Annotated in this window: 14 protein-coding genes; 13 read left to right on the forward strand and 1 reads right to left on the reverse strand. The window is 29.1% G+C overall.

The annotated features are described in order from the left end of the window. The first annotated feature begins 38 nt into the window (after positions 1 to 38). The 13 genes from rimP (at position 39) to DB723_RS04095 (ending at position 16,285) form a co-directional block, all read left to right on the forward strand. Positions 39 to 476, forward strand: coding sequence for a ribosome maturation factor RimP (gene rimP, locus DB723_RS04035; RefSeq protein WP_151552788.1), 438 nt, complete (start codon positions 39 to 41; stop codon positions 474 to 476). A 13-nt stretch (positions 477 to 489) separates the two neighbouring features. After that, the gene (gene nusA / locus DB723_RS04040) at positions 490 to 1,935 is read left to right on the forward strand and encodes a transcription termination factor NusA (RefSeq protein ID WP_151552790.1); all 1,446 of its coding nucleotides are present in this window, start codon (positions 490 to 492) and stop codon (positions 1,933 to 1,935) included. A 2-nt stretch (positions 1,936 to 1,937) separates the two neighbouring features. Further along, positions 1,938 to 4,487, forward strand: coding sequence for a translation initiation factor IF-2 (gene infB, locus DB723_RS04045; protein WP_151552793.1), 2,550 nt, complete (start codon positions 1,938 to 1,940; stop codon positions 4,485 to 4,487). Positions 4,488 to 4,510: 23 nt separating this feature from the next. Then, positions 4,511 to 4,873, forward strand: coding sequence for a 30S ribosome-binding factor RbfA (gene rbfA, locus DB723_RS04050; RefSeq protein WP_151552962.1), 363 nt, complete (start codon positions 4,511 to 4,513; stop codon positions 4,871 to 4,873). Positions 4,874 to 4,875: 2 nt separating this feature from the next. After that, entirely contained in the window at positions 4,876 to 5,724 is an 849-nt protein-coding gene (gene truB, locus DB723_RS04055) for a tRNA pseudouridine(55) synthase TruB (RefSeq protein ID WP_151552796.1), read from the forward strand. Between the two features lie 183 nt (positions 5,725 to 5,907). Beyond that, on the forward strand, positions 5,908 to 6,174 hold the full coding sequence (gene rpsO / locus DB723_RS04060) for a 30S ribosomal protein S15 (RefSeq protein WP_014024011.1): 267 nt from the start codon (positions 5,908 to 5,910) through the stop codon (positions 6,172 to 6,174). Between the two features lie 14 nt (positions 6,175 to 6,188). Beyond that, positions 6,189 to 8,357 carry a polyribonucleotide nucleotidyltransferase gene (gene pnp, locus DB723_RS04065; RefSeq protein WP_188093264.1) on the forward strand — a complete coding sequence of 723 codons (2,169 nt, stop codon included), beginning with the start codon at positions 6,189 to 6,191 and terminating at the stop codon, positions 8,355 to 8,357. Positions 8,358 to 8,363: 6 nt separating this feature from the next. Then, positions 8,364 to 9,884, forward strand: coding sequence for a ligand-binding sensor domain-containing protein (locus DB723_RS04070; protein ID WP_151552798.1), 1,521 nt, complete (start codon positions 8,364 to 8,366; stop codon positions 9,882 to 9,884). After that, on the forward strand, positions 9,859 to 11,148 hold the full coding sequence (locus DB723_RS04075) for an LptF/LptG family permease (protein ID WP_151552800.1): 1,290 nt from the start codon (positions 9,859 to 9,861) through the stop codon (positions 11,146 to 11,148). Before DB723_RS04070 ends, DB723_RS04075 begins: the two co-directional genes overlap by 26 nt. After that, positions 11,145 to 12,212, forward strand: a complete 1,068-nt coding sequence (locus DB723_RS04080) for an LptF/LptG family permease (protein WP_151552802.1) — start codon at positions 11,145 to 11,147, stop codon at positions 12,210 to 12,212. The genes DB723_RS04075 and DB723_RS04080 overlap by 4 nt, the downstream gene beginning before the upstream one ends. A gap of 29 nt (positions 12,213 to 12,241) precedes the next feature. Continuing rightward, positions 12,242 to 13,369 carry a tRNA guanosine(34) transglycosylase Tgt gene (gene tgt, locus DB723_RS04085; RefSeq protein ID WP_151552804.1) on the forward strand — a complete coding sequence of 376 codons (1,128 nt, stop codon included), beginning with the start codon at positions 12,242 to 12,244 and terminating at the stop codon, positions 13,367 to 13,369. Next, a complete protein-coding gene (gene murJ / locus DB723_RS04090; protein ID WP_151552806.1) occupies positions 13,362 to 14,882 on the forward strand; it encodes a murein biosynthesis integral membrane protein MurJ in 1,521 nt (506 codons plus the stop codon). The genes tgt and murJ overlap by 8 nt, the downstream gene beginning before the upstream one ends. Next, positions 14,879 to 16,285, forward strand: coding sequence for a HEAT repeat domain-containing protein (locus DB723_RS04095; RefSeq protein ID WP_151552808.1), 1,407 nt, complete (start codon positions 14,879 to 14,881; stop codon positions 16,283 to 16,285). Before murJ ends, DB723_RS04095 begins: the two co-directional genes overlap by 4 nt. A 26-nt stretch (positions 16,286 to 16,311) precedes the next feature. On the opposite strand, the gene coaBC is transcribed toward DB723_RS04095, so the two are convergent. Then, positions 16,312 to 17,487 carry a bifunctional phosphopantothenoylcysteine decarboxylase/phosphopantothenate--cysteine ligase CoaBC gene (gene coaBC / locus DB723_RS04100; protein ID WP_151552810.1) on the reverse strand — a complete coding sequence of 392 codons (1,176 nt, stop codon included), beginning with the start codon at positions 17,485 to 17,487 and terminating at the stop codon, positions 16,312 to 16,314. Between the last annotated feature and the right edge of the window lie 86 nt (positions 17,488 to 17,573).

The following is a 17,573-nucleotide window of genomic DNA, read 5'->3' on the forward strand; positions in this document are numbered from 1 at the left end:
GTTCTTTAAGAAGAACCTTATTATTTTTAGGAATATAGTTGATTAAATGTTTTGATAAAAACAATGAAGTTTATAATTTGATAAAAAATTTAACAGAACGTTTAAATGTTGAAATATTAGAAGTTAATATCTTTAGAAATAAAAATAGTGGGAAAATTCAAATAGTTCTTTATAGTAAAAATTTTTCTTTAGGTATTGATTTACTAGCTGATTTGCATAAGATAATTTTATTAGTTTTGGAAGCGAGTCTTAAATATAGTTTTACTTTGGAACTTTCCACTCCAGGGATAGATAGAAAAATAAAAAGTGACAGAGAGTTTCAAATTTTTGAAGGTAAAAAAATTAAATTAATGCTAGATAATGAATTTGAAGAGGGTTTAATATTGGAATCGAAATCAAAAAGTTTTATTTTTAAAACAGATAGCAAAGAAATAGATGTTTTTTATAGTGATGTTAAGAAGGCCAGATTAGTTTAAGGAGGAGATTTGGATGATAAAGGGCACGGGACATATGATTGTAAGTATTGCAAATGATCGTGGCATGAGTGTGGATTCTATTAGAAAGACAATCAAAGAATCGGTATTGATAGCTTATAAAAAGTATTTTGGAAGCAATGAGAATGCTTTTGTTCAGTTTGATGATAATACTGGAGATTTGGTAGTTTATGCAAAAAAGAAAATTGTAGAGGATGTAAAAGATTCTTTGCTTGAAATATTAGCAAAAGATATCTCAAAGGAAAATATTGTAGAAGGTGATTATGCTTATATTGAAATTAATCCTAAAGTTTTTGATAGACTTTCTATTCAGGTTGCAAAACAAAGAACCAAAAATGATTTGCAAGGAATTGAAGATAATGAGATTTTGTCGGAATTTAAAAACAAATTAAATAAAGTTGTTATTGGATATGTTCAACAAAATAGAAATGGGGATCTTTATGTTAATCTTGGCAATACGGATGGTATAATCCCTAAAAAGTATCAGTCTCCAAGAGAAGTTTATAGTCTTAACGATAAGATTAGAGCTTTAGTTTATAATGTCAAAAAGGGAAAAAATGGTATTGAGGTTATTCTTTCTAGAACCCATCCAAAATTTATTGAAGAGCTTTTAGCGCTTGAAATTCCTGAAATTGAAGAAGGCATTATTAAGATTCATAAAATAGTGCGTGATCCGGGTTACAGAATCAAAGTAGCTGTTTATTCTGAAAAAGAAGAGATTGATCCTGTTGGTCCTTGCATAGGTCAAAAAGGAGTCAGAATTCAATCTATAATTAAGGAACTTGAAGGAGAAAAAATAGATATTATTCCTTATAGCAAAGACATTAAAGAATTCATAAAAGATTCTTTAACTCCTTCAAAAATAGATCATGTTTATATCCTTGATGAGGATTTGCATAAAGCTTTAGTAGTTGTTAGCGATGATCAACTTTCCCTTGCCATAGGTAAGATGGGTCAAAATGTTAGACTTGCTAATAGACTTCTTGACTGGGCTATTGATGTTAAAACCAGCAGTCAATTTGCAGAAATGAAAGCTAATTCAGAGTTTAAGCAAGAAACACTTGAGATGTTTGATAAAGTCATGCAAGATGTTGCTGAAGAAGAACAATTTGAGGAAATCAACAAAATAAGTGATCTTAAATTGCTCGATTCTTCTGTGATTTCTAATTTATCAAAAGAGGGACTTAATGATATTAACAATTTTTTGCAAGCAGATGAAGGGGTTCTTTTTAATCTTGGAGTCAGTTATGAAAAACAAGAAGAAATTAACAAAATATTAAAAGAGGGAATGATAATAATTGCTAATGACAATAGTGAGTCTACGGAAAAGATAGAAGAAGAAGAGCTTCTTTGTCCTGAATGTGGCGCTGTTATTAATGAAAATATGACCTCCTGTCCGGGTTGTAAAATAGGGCTTAGTTTTGAGTTTGAGGAGGAGTAGGTTTGCCGAAAAATATTGATGATATTAAAAATGAAGATGGTAAAAAAATTAAGATTATTAAATTAAAAAAGAAGGTGGTAAAAATTGTAACACATAGCGATTTGGGCAGCAAAAATAATTCAAATAGTTCTATTGATTTGCATAAGCACAACAACAAAGCTGAATATTCACAAGATAGAGACAATAGAGCTGGTGGATATTCACAAAACAGAGATAACAGAACTGGTGGATATTCGCAAAACAGAGATAACAGAACTGGTGGATATTCACAAAACAGAGATAACAGAACTGGTGGATATTCGCAAAACAGAGATAACAGAACTGGTGGATATTCACAAAACAGAGATAATAGAACCGGTGGATATTTACAAAACAGAGATAATAGAACCGGTGGATATTTACAAAACAGAGATAATAGAACCGGTGGATATTTGCAAAGCAGGGGAAATAGAGCTGGCGGATATGCGCAAAACAGAGATGCTTTAGCTTCTCAATATCAAGGTTTTGCAAAGAAAACATATGTTGCTAAAAATAGCTTTCAGAATAAAAATACTACTTCCATGTCTTTTAGAAGAGTTATAAAACCCAAAGTTTCCTCTATTGTTAACAGTCCATCTTCAGCAGATTCTGAGAATAGCAAAGAGTTAAATCGTAAGCTTGGTGAGAAGAAAAAACAACAACAAGAAAGTCAAAAAAGCTATAAGAGGAAAAAAGCAGAAACTGAAAGCAAAACAATTGAACAAAAGGTTTTTGAACAACTTCAAAAAAAGAAAAGAGATAATTTGGCTAATCCCATTCCAAAATCAATTGATATTATGGGCAGTATTACTGTTTCTGATCTTGCAAGAAAGATGAATTTAAAATCTTCTGATTTGATTGCTAAATTAATGGGTTTGGGTGTAATGGTGACTATTAATGAAAAGATAGATTCTGATACAGCAACTATTTTGGTTGAAGAATATGGTTCAAAAGTTAATGTTGTTTCTATTTATGATGAAACGGTTATAGAAGAAGAAGTTGAAGATCAAAGCAAAAGAATTGAAAAACCACCTGTTATTACAATAATGGGGCATGTTGACCATGGTAAAACCAGGCTACTTTCTGTGCTTCAAAATGTAGATATAAATCAAACAGAATCCGGGGGTATTACTCAACATATTGGAGCCTATACTATTGTTTACAATGGCAGGGAAATAACATTTTTAGATACTCCTGGTCATGAAGCTTTTACCGTGATGAGAAGTCGTGGAGCTCAAGTTACAGATATTGTTGTTCTTGTTGTGTCGGCAATTGATGGTGTTATGCCTCAAACTATTGAGGCTATTAATCATGCAAAAGAAGCAAATGTTCCGATTATTGTTGCTATAAATAAGATTGATTTGCCAGATTCAAATCCTGATAAGATTAAACATCAGCTTTCAGAATATAACTTGATACCTGAGGATTGGGGAGGAGACACTATTTTTGTATTGATTTCTGCTCTTAAAAATATAGGAATTTCTGACCTTCTTGATATGATTCTTTTGCAGTCAGATATGATGTTATTAAAGGCAAACCCATCTAAAAGAGCGATTGGGAAAGTGCTTGATGCAAAGATTGATTTGGGACGGGGAATAGTTTGTTCTGTTATTATTGAGGATGGAACTCTTTATGTGGGAGATTCTTTTGTGGGTGGAGCGTGCTATGGCAAAGTTAAGGCATTAATTAGTGACAAGGGCGCTTCTGTTAAGAGCGTTGGACCCGCTAAGGCTATTAGTGTTTTAGGATTTTCTTCAATGCCTCAGGCCGGAGATCCTTTTCAAGTGACTAAAACTGAAAAAGAAGCAAAATTGATTAGTTCTAAAAGACAAGATCTTAAAAAATATGAATCTTCTAAAAATGTAAAGAAAGTTACCATGTTAAATCTTTATGATTCAATAAAAGAAGGAACGCTTAAAGAGCTTAAAATAATTTTAAAAGCAGATGTTCAAGGTTCAGTTGAAGCTTTAAAGAATTCTCTTGAAAAATTAACAAATGATGAGGTTCGAGTAAGAGTTGTGCACTCATCAGTAGGTGTAATAACTGAAACAGATATTAGCTTTGCTTCAGCAAGTGATGCTATTGTTATTGGATTCCATGTAAGACCCACTGCAAAAGCTCAGGTATTTGCAGATCAGGAAAAAGTTGAGATTAGAAAGTATAATGTTATTTATGATGTTATAAGCGATGTTAAATCAGTTCTTGAGGGAATGCTTGAGCCAGATGTTGAGCAGCAGTTTATTGGCTTTGCTGAAGTGAGGGCTGTAATCAATGTCCCTAAAGTTGGGGTAATAGCTGGTTGCTATGTTTCTAGGGGGGTAATAAAACGAGATGCGATTACTAATGTGATGAGAGATGGTTTACAAATTCATTCTGGTAAAATATCATCTTTAAAACGATTTAAAGATGACGTTAAAGAAGTTGCTGAGCAATATGAGTGTGGTGTTATGATTGATAACTATGCTAATATTAAAGAAGGAGATATAATTGAAGCATTTGAGATAAAAAAGGTAAAAAAATCTTTTAAAACTTAGCAGTGTTTTATTTATATGTGTTTATGTATAAGGATATAAAAAAGTTCAAACTTGAGAGTTTAATTGCTCAAGAAATTGGAAATTTAATAGTAAGTAGGGGAATTAAAGATCCCAGAATTCATTTATTTTTAACTGTGGTTAAAGTAGAATTTTCAAAAGATTTAATAAATGCTAAGGTGTTTATAGGTTCAATCAAGGAAGGTGCTTCTTTAGACAATGCAGTTAAAGCTTTAAATAATGCTAAGGGATTTATTCAAGGTGAAATTGTTAAGCGAATTAAAGTTAGAAGTACTCCTAAATTATTATTTGTTAAGGATGATTCTCTTTCTAAATCATTTTATGTTAATAAGATAATTGAAGGATTAAATACTACAAGAGAGAATTAAATTTGAAAAATGGATTCCTTTTGATTAATAAAGAACAAGGTAAAACTTCTTTTAAAACTCTTTCCCCTATAAAAAAATATTTTAATACAAATCGTGTTGGGCATGCTGGTACGCTTGATAAGTTTGCAAGTGGAATTTTGATTGTTCTTATAGGAAAATATACAAAGCTTTCAAGCTATTTTACTTCTTTAGATAAAGAGTATGTAGCAGACTTTAGATTTGGATTAGAAACAGATACTCTTGATCCAAATGGAAGGATAGTTCGTAAAACAGATTATATTCCTAATTTAGAGGATATAGCTTTAAAGCTTAAAGATTTTGTTGGAGAGATTTATCAAAGTCCCCCTAGATTTTCTTCTGTTCATATTGATGGTAGTAGGGCTTATAAACTTGCTTTAAATGGAAAATATTTTGAAATCAAAAAACGAAGAGTAAATGTTTATGATATTCAAATATTAAGTTATGATTTTAGCTCTTCTTTGCTTAGTTTAAAAATTAACTGTTCAAAAGGTACTTATATTAGGAGTATTGCAAGAGATTTGTCTTGTTCTTTAAATTCTTGTGCTTATGTTAGTAATTTAAAAAGAACTAAGGTAGGCATGTTTCGCTTAAAAGATTCTACATTGTGTGAAAATTTAAGTAAAGCTTCCTTGATTACTCTAGAATCTTTAAACTTTTTTGAAAAAGTTTACATTGATTCTAGCAAGATAAATCTTGTTAGAAACGGGGGTTACATTGAAATTCAAATTAATATTAATGAATTTAAGGTTTTAAAATCTAGAGAAGGGGAAATATTATCGGTTATTCAAGGAATAGGTTTAAATAAATATAAATATGTTATTATGTTTTAGTTTTATATTTATTTTTTAAACATTTTAATAATTTATTATTAAAGATAAAATATAAAAAGAGTAAATTGTTTTTGTGGTTTTTGTGATTTTTAATAAAAAATATTATAATCTATCTTAGTAGTTAGTTTAAATTATAGCAAGAGGTTTTTTAGAGCTTTGCTATAATGGTATAGGAGTTGCTTTATGATAGATAAAAAGCAAAAACAAAAAATAGTTTCTGAATTTGGGAAAAATGAAAGCGATACTGGTTCTGTTGGTGTTCAAATTGCACTTATTACAGGTAGAATAAAGTATTTAACTGAACATTTAAAGACAAATAAAAAAGACCATAGTTCAAAAAGGGGCTTGTTAAAGTTGGTAGGGCAAAGACGAAGTTTGTTGCGTTATTACCAAAAAAAAGATTTAGAAGCTTATAGAATGTTGATATCTAAACTTGGTCTTAGAAAATAAAAAGAGGTTAAATTTTGAGGAAAATATTAAAGTTGAAAATAGGTAGAGACGAGTTAGTTTTTGAAACGGGATTTATGGCTAAGCAGGCTAATGGATCTGTTCTTGCAACTTATGGAGGATCTTCGGTTCTTGCGACTGTTTGTTGTTCAAGCAATGTAAGAGAAGATTTAGATTTTGTTCCTCTTTCTGTTGAGTATAATGAGAAATATTATGCGGCTGGCAAGATTCCAGGGGGATTTATTAAAAGAGAAGGAAAGCCAAAGGATAAAGAAATACTTGTTTCTAGGTTAATAGATAGGCCAATGAGACCTCTTTTTGATAAAAGATTTGGTCGAGAAATTCAAGTAATTCCTACTACTTTAGCTACAGATCAGCTTAATCCTCCTGATATTGTTGGGATGAATGCTGCTTTTACGGCAGTTTTTTTGTCAGACATTCCGTTTAATGGTCCAATTGCAGCTGTTAGAATGGTTTATTTGGATGGCAAGTTTATAGTAAACCCTTCTTTTGAAGAGATTCATGATTCTGATCTTGATATTGTTGTTGCAGGGAGTTTGAATGGAATTACAATGGTAGAAGGTGGTGCTAATGAAGTTAGTGAGGATATTTTACTAGCAGCAATAGATGGTGCACATGAATATATTAAGCAAATTTGCAATGCTCAAAAAGAATTTTTAGATATTGTAGGCAAGAAGGAAAAACTTCCTTTAGCTTTTGAAGAAAAAATATTTGAATTTAAAGAGGAGCTTAGGGATTTTATTTATGCTGAGCTTAAAGAAGCCTGTTTTGTTAAAGGGAAGCTTAATAGAGATAAAGCTATAACATTGCTGCGAAATAAATCTCATGACCATTTTTCTTCTCTTGATAAGCTAACGGAGAGCAATGAATCTCTTTTTCATAAAGCTTTTGATGATTTTGAAAAGGAGATTGTTAGAAATTCTATTCTTAACGATAAGATTAGGACAGACGGTCGAGCTCCTAATGAGATAAGAGATATTATTGCTGAAGTTGATATTTTAAATAGAACACATGGATCTGCGCTTTTTACAAGAGGAGAGACACAAGCTTTAGCAGTGACTACTCTTGGTACAAGCATTGATGAGCAAATAATGGATGATATTGATGGTGATAAGCGTCTTAATTTTATGCTTCATTACAACTTCCCCCCATTTTCAGTTGGAGAGACTGGCAGGCTTATGACTGGTAGGCGTGAGATTGGACATGGTCATTTAGCTCAAAGGTCTTTAGAATCAATGGTCCCTGGAAAAAACGATTTTCCATATACTATTAGGGTAGTTTCTGAGATTTTGGAGTCTAACGGATCTTCTTCAATGGCTACTGTTTGCGCCGGTAGCATGTCTTTAATGTCTGCAGGGGTTCCTGTTAAAAGACAAGTCGCAGGAATAGCTATGGGTCTTATTAGTGAAGGGGATCAATATGTAGTTTTAAGTGATATTCTTGGAGAAGAAGATCATTTAGGTGATATGGACTTTAAAGTAGCTGGTACAAAAAATGGAATTACTGGATTTCAAATGGATATTAAGATTGAAAATGTTACTAAACATTTAATGAGAGATGCTCTTGAGCAGGCAAGAATAGGTAGGATACATATACTGTCTATTATGAATACTGTAATTTCTGATTCAAGAGTTGGTATATCTAAGTATGCTCCCAAAATTGTTCAACTTCAAATTGATATTGACAAGATATCCCTTGTAATAGGATCTACCGGAAAAACCGTTAAGGCCATAACAGATGAATTTGAAGTTAAGGTTCAGATTGAACAAAATGGGAAAATTATTCTTTTCGGTGATGATGATTTTAAGATGCAAAAAGCTAAAGAAAGAATAGAGAGCATTGTAAGGGAGCCAAAGGTAGGTGAAATTTATGAAGGAACTGTTAAAAAGATTAATAGTTTTGGAGCTTTTATTGAACTTACTCCTACAAAGGAAGGATTTTTAAGCACTCGCTTGAAATCCAGAGATAACAAGTATGGTTCTGGAAGATTTGTAAACGGCAATGGATATTCTAGGTTTGGTGGTGGTACAGATAATATAAGGGGTAATGCGGGATTAGTTAGACCTCCAAAGTTAGAAGAAGGGCAGCGAATTAAAGTTAGAATAATTGATATAGATAAGTTTGGGAAAATTGATCTTGGAATTGTTAGAGATAAAGATTGTTAAATTAATATGAAGCTTGTTTTGAATAATTTATTTAAAAGTCGTATTATATGTTTTACTTTATTTTTTTCCTGTCTTACTACAAATAGATCTATTCAAGATTCTCATATTAATGATCTTGTAGAGAAAAAAAAAGAAGTAGTTATTACTGATGATAATCAAGCTATTAATGAGAGCAAAGAGAGTGAATTTAAAAGAGATTATTTAACAGGATTAAAAGACAATGAATCTTTTTTTCTTAGTAATGCTTTTTTAAAAGAAGATAATTTTTATTTTAAAAAAGCTAGAGAAAGTTATGCTAAGAATAATATTGGTTTGACAAACTATTATTTGAATAAAATAGTAGCTAATGAGAACAAACACAGCAGGGAATTGTTAGCTAAGGCAAATTTGTTTTTCGGGTATGTAAATTATGAGAATGGTTTTTACGATCTTTCTGAATATAATTTTGATCTCTTTTTAAAAGACTATAAATATTCTCATGCTAGTTTAAGATCAGCTGAATTAAAATATCTTGTTAAGGAAAAATCAGATGCAATTTCCGCATTTAAAGAGATTAATGAATTTTCTATTTCAGGTTATGACAAAGAGATTTATGCTTTTTTAAGTAATAAACTTGGGGTAAGTCATTTAAACTTAAAATCTTTAGGATTTCTTGACAATAGCGTTTTTGACGTATTTGTCTTTAATGAGAATGTATTTGTAACTAATATATTAGGTGGGCTTTTAAGATATAATATTAAAAAAAATGATTATAGAGTTTACCTTAAAGATAAAAAAAGTATTTTTTTAAATGGTATTAGAGGTTTTGCCAATTATAATGGAGCAATTTACATTGGTGGGAAAAATGTTGTTTATTGTATAGATAGTGCTGACGGAGATTTAAAACAAATAAATACTCCTAATAATGCTGATTTTAGCAATGTGCAAACTTTGCTTGGTGTTAGAAATGGAGTATTTGTTGGTACTTTAAATTCTGGGTTATGGTTTTATGATTTAAAAAGTTGGAAAAAGGTATCACTTGGATCTAATAAAATTTCTTCAATGTGCTTTGATAGTGTGAGAAATTTATTATTAGTTGGGACGGTTGACAAGGCTATTTATAGTATCGATGTCGATAATTGGGAAAAAATTGAACATTTAGATTTTTTTAGCAAGAATGATAATGAAAAAAATATTAATTTTATAAAAGGATATAAGGATAGTTATTTTGTTGGAACATATGGTGGTGGTCTTTTTGAATTAAATTTAAGTAAAAGTAGTTATAAGAAGCATGTTATTGCTAATAATATTGATGTTAATTATTTTATGGACATGGAGATTAAAGATAAAAAGTTGTTATTTGCAACCTTTGATCATGGATTATTAATTTATGATCCCGAGAATGACAATTGGAATTATTTTGGACCTAATAACGGGCTTCTTAATTTGAATTTAATAAAAGTTTCTAGATTTGAAAATTATGTCATACTGGGTACTCTTAATAATGGCTTGGTTTTTGTAGATGAAAATATTAAAAAACAGTTATGAGTCTTACATAATTACTGAATTTTTTAAATATTTTTTAATTACTTTTTTATTTTTCTTTTTCGTATTTTTTATAAATCAAATTTTATTTTTTATGAGAATACTTCTTCAAAATTATGTTCCTTTTTTTAAAGCTTTTATTTTTATTATATATTCTCTTCCCATGGTGATTGCCCTTTCTCCCCCTTTTGCCTCCTTGATTTCAGTAATTCTTACTATTCATAAATTTAAGATTCACAATGAAATTTTAGCTTTTCGTTCAATTGGTATATCAATTTTTGATTTGCTTGTCCCATTTTTTAAATTGGGAATAGTTATTGCTTTTGTATCTTTTATATCTAATGATATTTTACTTCCACTTGGGTCTATTGGCAGGTTAAAAATTTTTAATGAAATAAAAGAAGAAATTCCCCATTTGGTATTAAAACCTTATTCAAGCAAACAATATGGAGATTTAATTTTTGTTGCTGGCGAGAAATCGGAAAATGGATATAAGAATGTAACTTTTTTTGATAACACTAGGCTTAAGGGATTTGATAGAATATTTATAGCAAAAAATCTTGATATTAGAAAAGAAAATTTTCAAGTTTATTTTATTTTAAGTGATGTTATATCTATTGCTTTAACAGACAATGAAATTGGATTTTATGATTATTTTTATGCAGATAAGATGAAATATTCAATCGATCAGGTTACATTTAGCGATGGTTTCTTATTAAATTATGTAACTCCTTCGCAAATGAGCATGAGAGATGTTATAAAATTAATTAAAAAGCAAAACAATTTAATTGCAGATTCAAATATAAAAAATAATATAGAAGGGGACTTTTTAAGTTTAAATTTTTCAAATCTTTATTTAAATTATTTATACAATCAAAACTATTATATGGATGAATCTTATTTTTTTGAAAATTTAAACTATATGTATAATTTAAATTTAAATTTTAAGCCTTATCAAGATAAAAGCATGAAGCAAAATTTGGCTCTTTTTAATCTTGAATTTTTTCAAAAAATTAGTTTACCACTTTCAGTTTTATTTTTCATTTTTTTGGCTTTTTCAATGGGAATGTATTCTAATAGGAAGTATTCTATTATTCTTGAGCTTGTAATTTCAATTATTGTTTGTGTTTTTTATTGGGTAATGTTTATTGGTGGAAAAGTTTATACTGTACAGTATGCACCAAATCCCATTATTGTTACTATTTTGCCTAATTTGATTTTAGTTGTTGGAGGAGCAATTCTCTTTTTGAGATTATTAAAAAAATGAAAATAGATAAGCTTTTTGTAAAAAGCATCATTCTTACTTTTGTATCTATGAACTTGCTTTTTATGCTTTTAATTGTGCTTGGTGATTTATTTGTCAATCTTCTAAATTATCTTGAAAAAAATATTGGTTTTAAGGACATTCTTTATATTTATTATTTGTATTTACCAAAAGCTCTCTCAGATGGAGTGGCTCTGTCTTTTCTTTTTGCCATTTCGAATCTTATTGGCAATCTTTCTATGAGAAATGAAATAATAGGTCTTTTTAGTTGTGGAGTTCCGCTTACTAGGATATTAAGACCAATCATTTTAATTAGTGCATTTATTTCAGTTGTTCTTTTCTTTTTTGACAATTATTTAGTAATAGATACTATATCAAGAAGAGATGTTCTTGTTAAGAATAGTATCGGCAATAGTGGATCTAGTGATAAAACTATAATAATCAGAGATCTTGCCAGAGAGATTTATAATATTAAATCTTATGATATTGACGAGAATACTTTTTCTAACTTAATGATTATAATTAAAGACAGTAAAGATGAGTTTAAAACAAGGTATGACATAAATAAAGCTGAATGGAGAGATAATAAATGGAAGCTTTATGGTATTAGAGAGTTTGTTAAGGTTGGTAAAAAAATTCAGGAGAATTCCTACGATTTTCTTGATGGTACAGGAATTGTTAAGCTAGAGCCTGATTATATAAGAACTGTTATGCTTTCATCAAAAGCATTAAATTTTACTAAACTTATTAATTGGATAAGTTTTCTCAAAAGTGAGCATTTAAATTATTCTGATGCATTGCTTGATTTGCTAAATAGAATATTTTTTTCATTTAGATTGATTCTTCTTAGCTTTACTGTTGGATTTATTGCTCTTGCTCTTAAAAAAAATATTTTTATGCTCAGTTTATTAAATAGCATTGCGTTTGCTGTTGTTTATGTTATTTCTGTTGTAATTTTTAATTTTTTAGCGGATCTTGGTTATTTACATATATATATAGCAAGCTCTTTTACAACTATATTTTTTTTGATTATCAATTTTTTTGTTTATAGGATTGTTAGGAAATAATATATATAATAATTATTTAGGATATTTATATGTTTAGCATAATTAAGGGTGACAAGCATTCTAATGCAAGAGTTGGATTCTTAAATCTTCCTCACGGAAGAGTAGATACCCCTTGTTTTATGCCAGTTGGTACTTTGGGAGCAATGAAGGGATTAAAACACACTGTTCTTGAGAAATTAGAATGCAATTTAATGCTTGCAAATACTTATCATCTATATTTAAGACCGGGCATTAAAACTATTGAAAGATATGGTGGTCTTCATAATTTTACAACTTGGAATAAAAATTTTTTAACTGATTCGGGTGGATTTCAGGTGTTTTCTCTTTCTGGTTTAAGAAAAATTGATCTAGAAGGCGTACATTTTAAATCCCATTTAGATGGATCGTATCATCATTTTACTCCCGAGGGAGTATTTGCCATGCAAGAAATTTTTGGTAGCGATATTATTATGTCACTTGATATTTGCAGTTCTTATGGGATTGATTACGATGAAGCTAATTTATACACAAATATTACAACCAATTGGGCTCGTCGTACATTTAATTCTTATAAAAATAAAAAAGAGGGGTACAGTGGGCTTTTATTTTTAATAACTCAGGGAAATTTTTTTAAAGATTTAAGGAAAAGAAGTATCAATGATATATTAGAATTGGACAGCCCAGGCATTGCCATTGGAGGCATTTCTGTTGGAGAGCCAAGAGAAAAATATTTAGAAATTCTTGAATATAGTTCTTTCTTGATACCAAGAGAAAAACCAAGGTATGTAATGGGAATTGGTACTCCCCAGTACATATTTGATGCCATATACTACGGCATTGATATTTTTGATTGTGTTAATCCTGCAAGAATTGCTAGACACGGGTCTCTTTTGACAGATAATGGGATAATGCGAATTGGCAGAAAAGAGTATAAGGATGATACTTCTAAGGTAGAGAAAAATTGCAGCTGTACCTTGTGTACAAGGTATTCAAGAGGATATTTAAGGCATTTGATAAAATCCAGAGAGCTTTTTGGAATTATTTTGGCAAGTGAACATAATATTCACTATATGTTTCGATTGATTTCAAAGATAAGAACTGCAATTTTAAATGATAATTTTGTAAACTTTAGAACTGAATATTTAAAAAAGTATGAAGAGGGAAATTTTTATGAATAAGTATGTTGTTTCTACAGTTTTGGTTATGATTTCCACGTTTTTTTCACGAATAATGGGCTTTGTAAAGATAAAGGTTTTCTCTTATTATTTTGGAGCAAATCTTGATGCTGATATTTTTAACTATGTTTTCAATATTCCTAATAATTTGCGTAAAATTCTTTCAGAGGGTGCAATGACTTCGGCTTTTTTACCTGAATTTACATATGAAAAAAACAAATCACACAAAAAAGCTGTTTCTTTTTTCAGAACTGTAATTACCTTTAATGTTATTTCTATTGGTTTGATTGTTTTGATTATGATTATTTTTGCAAAGCCTATTATGTATTTTTTATCTTATTATAGGAAAGAAAACTTAATTTTTGCAAGTTCTGTATTTAGTTATTTGGTATTATATATTTTGCTAATAAGTTTGTCATCAATCTTCGTATCTACTCTAAATTCATATAAAATTTTTTTTATTCCTTCATTTTCTCCTGTTATGCTTTCTTTTGGAATAATATTGAGCATATTTTTATTTTATGGGCGTTTTGGAATATATAGTGCTGTTGTTGGTGTAATTTTTGGGGGGGTTTTACAATTTCTTATTCCGTTTGTAAATTGCCTTATGATTGGTTTTGCCTGGAAACCAACATTTTATTTTAGAGAAAAAGTATTTTTAAATTTTTTAAGTAGATGGGTTCGCATGATCTTTGGATTTTCTATTTCAATTATTACTCAGCAAATTTCATTTGCATTAGCATCTACTCTTGATATAGGAAGTGTTTCTATTTTTAGTAATGCTGTAGTTTATTACCAGCTTCCTGTAGGAATTTTTTATATTTCTATTGCAACAGTAATTTTCCCCAAAATGGCAGAGTTTTCTGTTTTAGGCAATAATACAAAATTAAATACTCTTTTGGTAGATGGAATTAAAATTTTATTGCTAATTTTTATTCCAGTATCTTTTTTGATGTTTATTTGGTCTGATTATATTTTAAATTTATTTCTTCTTGGGGGCAAGTTTTCTATTTACGATACTCAAAAAACAGCAGGTGTTTTAAAATGCTTCCTTTTGGGATTACCTTTTTATTCGATGTTTAATTTTTTTCAAAAATATTATTTTTCTATTCGTGATGCAAAAACACCATTTTATTTGAGTGTTTTATTTTCTGTTCTTGATATTATGCTTTCTGTTTTTGGTGTTAATTATTATGGTTTGAATGCTTTAGCATTAGCTCAATCTATTTCTTTTATGATTTGTGTAGTTGTTTTTTATTTTATAATTCTAAAAAGAGGGGTTAAAATTGATTTAATTGAGATTTTATTTGTTCTTCTTAAGTCAATTATTACGCTTTTCCCTTTATATGCAATTTATTTCTTTTTTGAAAAGTTGCAGTGGGATGTAGGCTTCAGTTTAAAAAATCTTTATTTTTTAATTGGGGCAGGAATTATTAGTATTTTTATTTTATTTATTTGTTATTCTGTTTTAGGAATAAATAAGCTTTTTAGATTTATTAGGAGGGATGTTTTATGAAATGCTTTAATTTTTTATTTTTTTTGTTTATTTTAAATGTATATGCTCAAAATGTTACTCCTCCGGCTCTTCCTAGTCCTCCTATATTGCCCGAAGTTACAGAAAATAAGCTTGAGAGAGAAAATTCTTCTAGGGGTGAGAATTTTTCTAATGTTGGTTTAGATGTTAAGTATGTTAACGATACAATTCTTTATGGGCTTGATAGCCAAGTTGCAAGCATTATAAAGGCTCTTAAAAAATCAGGGGACAGCCAATATAATTTTTCCCTACAAAAAAGGCTCGAGAAAACTTTTAATGCTGAGATTAAAAAGGAAATTCTTGAATTGTTTATTTCTATTAAATATTCGGGAGGTATTGATACGGCAAATTATATTCTTGAAAATTATGAGAGCAAGAGATACTCAAATGCTTTATTTAGCTTGGCAATTTTGTATCTTAAGGAGTTTGATGATAAGGAAAAATTAAAAAAAACTCTTATTGATATTCTTGAAAATAAAGAGGGCAATGTGGTGTCCATTGCAGCTTATTATCTAGGAGAACTTGATTCTCTTGAGTATTCTAAAAATATGATGGAGGTTTTTGAAAAATATTCTGGGAATGATGGTGCTAGAAGAGAAATACTTATTGCTCTTGGTAAAATAGCCGCTGTTGATTATCAGAATAAAATTTATGAAATTTCTTTAGATAGTTATGAGAGTCCATCAATTAAGGCTGCTGCAATTGAAGCGTTGTCATATCTTGCTCCAGATAAAGTAACCGCAAATGCTGATTTATATCTTCAAAATAATAACAATAATTTAAATGTTAAATTAGCTATTATTACTTCTTTATCTAAAGATAATTCTTTAAAGTCTAAAGAGATTTTGCAAGGATTTTTAAGAGATTCTGATGATAATATTAGATTTAAAGTTGTTAATGCAATTAAAGGACATAGGGATTTTTCGGCAAAGGATATTTTGATTTATAAACTTAAAAGCGACCCGTCTCTGAAAGTTAGGGAGGCTTCTGCTAAGGCTTTAATTGATATGGATCTTGGCGGTATTGAGATGAAAAACATTATGTTTGATTTTAAGATTGACAGTAATTTTAAAATTTCAATGTTTAGCTATCTTTTAGATAAAGATCCTCCAAAAGCATTATCAATTGCTTTAGAAATTGCTAACAAAGAAAATGTTAATAGACCTTCAAATGTTTTAAAGGGTATTGCTTCAATGCTGGCTAGTAAAAAGGGTAAATTTGATAATTTTTATTCTAAAATCATTGACAGTAAAAATGTTGATTTAAGGCATTTTGCATTAAAAGGAGCTATTTATAATAAATCTTCATCACTTTCTGATAAGCTTAAAAAAATTAAAAGTGAAACAAACTCTGAATATATTAAAATGCTTTTAAAAGATTATTGATTATTTGATAAGCTGTTAAAGCAGTATTAGTACAAAATTTTTAAAATTTCTTTAGCCACTTCTGATTTTTTCATTTCTGGTAGTTCTTTTGTACTTTGTTTATTTATTATATAAACTTTGTTTAAGCTTGAACCAAAATATTTAAGTTCATTTGCAATGATAAAGTCTAAATTTTTATTTTTTAATTTTTCTTTGGCTTTTTCAATTAAATTTTTAGAATTTTCAGCGCAAAATCCAATAACAATTTGGTTTTTAAGTTTATTGTGTCCTAAGTGCTTGATTATGTCGGGGTTTCTTACTAATTTTATATATAATTTATTGGTTTTATTTTTTTTAATTTTACTGCTTAAAATGTATTTGGGTTTAAAATCAGCAACAGCTGCAGCTCCAATTATTATTTCAAATTTATTATATATTTTGAGAACTTCTTTGTACATTTCCATTGCAGTTTTTATTTTTATAATATTAACCCCTTCTGGTTCATTTTCATTGGTTGGCCCTGTAATAATCGTAACTTGGGCTCCTAGTTTAATAGCCTCTTGTGCCAAACAAAATCCCATTTTTCCTGTTGATTTATTTGAAAAATAGCGGATTGGGTCTATTAATTCTTCGGTTCTGGATGCTGTTATTAGTATTTTTTTGTTTTTTAGGTACTTTTTTTGATTATTGAATTCATTCAATATTATTTTTATAATTTTGTCTTCATTTTTAAGGCGTCCCAATGCATTTGATGAGCAAGCCAAGAATCCTTTATCAGGTTCAATAAATTTATAATTATAGGTCTTAAGTTTTCTTATATTTTCTTTTAAAATAGGATTTAAATACATTGCACTATTCATTGCTATTGCAAAATAAGTAGGAGCTTTGCTTGCAGATATTATTGTAGTTAATGCATCATTGGCAATTCCTGATGCGATTTTAGATATTGTATTGTAGGTAGCAGGAATAATTAGAATTAGTTGTGCCCACTTTGCAATTTTTATATGTTCAACTTCATTATGGTCTAAATCCCATAAATTAGTAATTATTTTGTTCTTAGAAATGGTTTCTAAAGTTAATGGGGTGATAAATTTTGTTGCATTTTTTGTCATTATAACTTTGACTTTGTATCCTAATTTAACTAAACTAGAAACTATGTAAACTGATTTGTAAGAGGCTATGCCTCCACATATGCCGATTAATATATGTTTATTTTTATTCATATAACATATATTATATAATATATGTTAAATTTGAATTTATGAATTTTATATCCTTTTATTAAGGTTGTTTTAAATGAAAAATAGGA

Origin of the sequence: Borrelia maritima (assembly GCF_008931845.1) — a bacterium.
Lineage (GTDB): Bacteria > Spirochaetota > Spirochaetia > Borreliales > Borreliaceae > Borreliella > Borreliella maritima.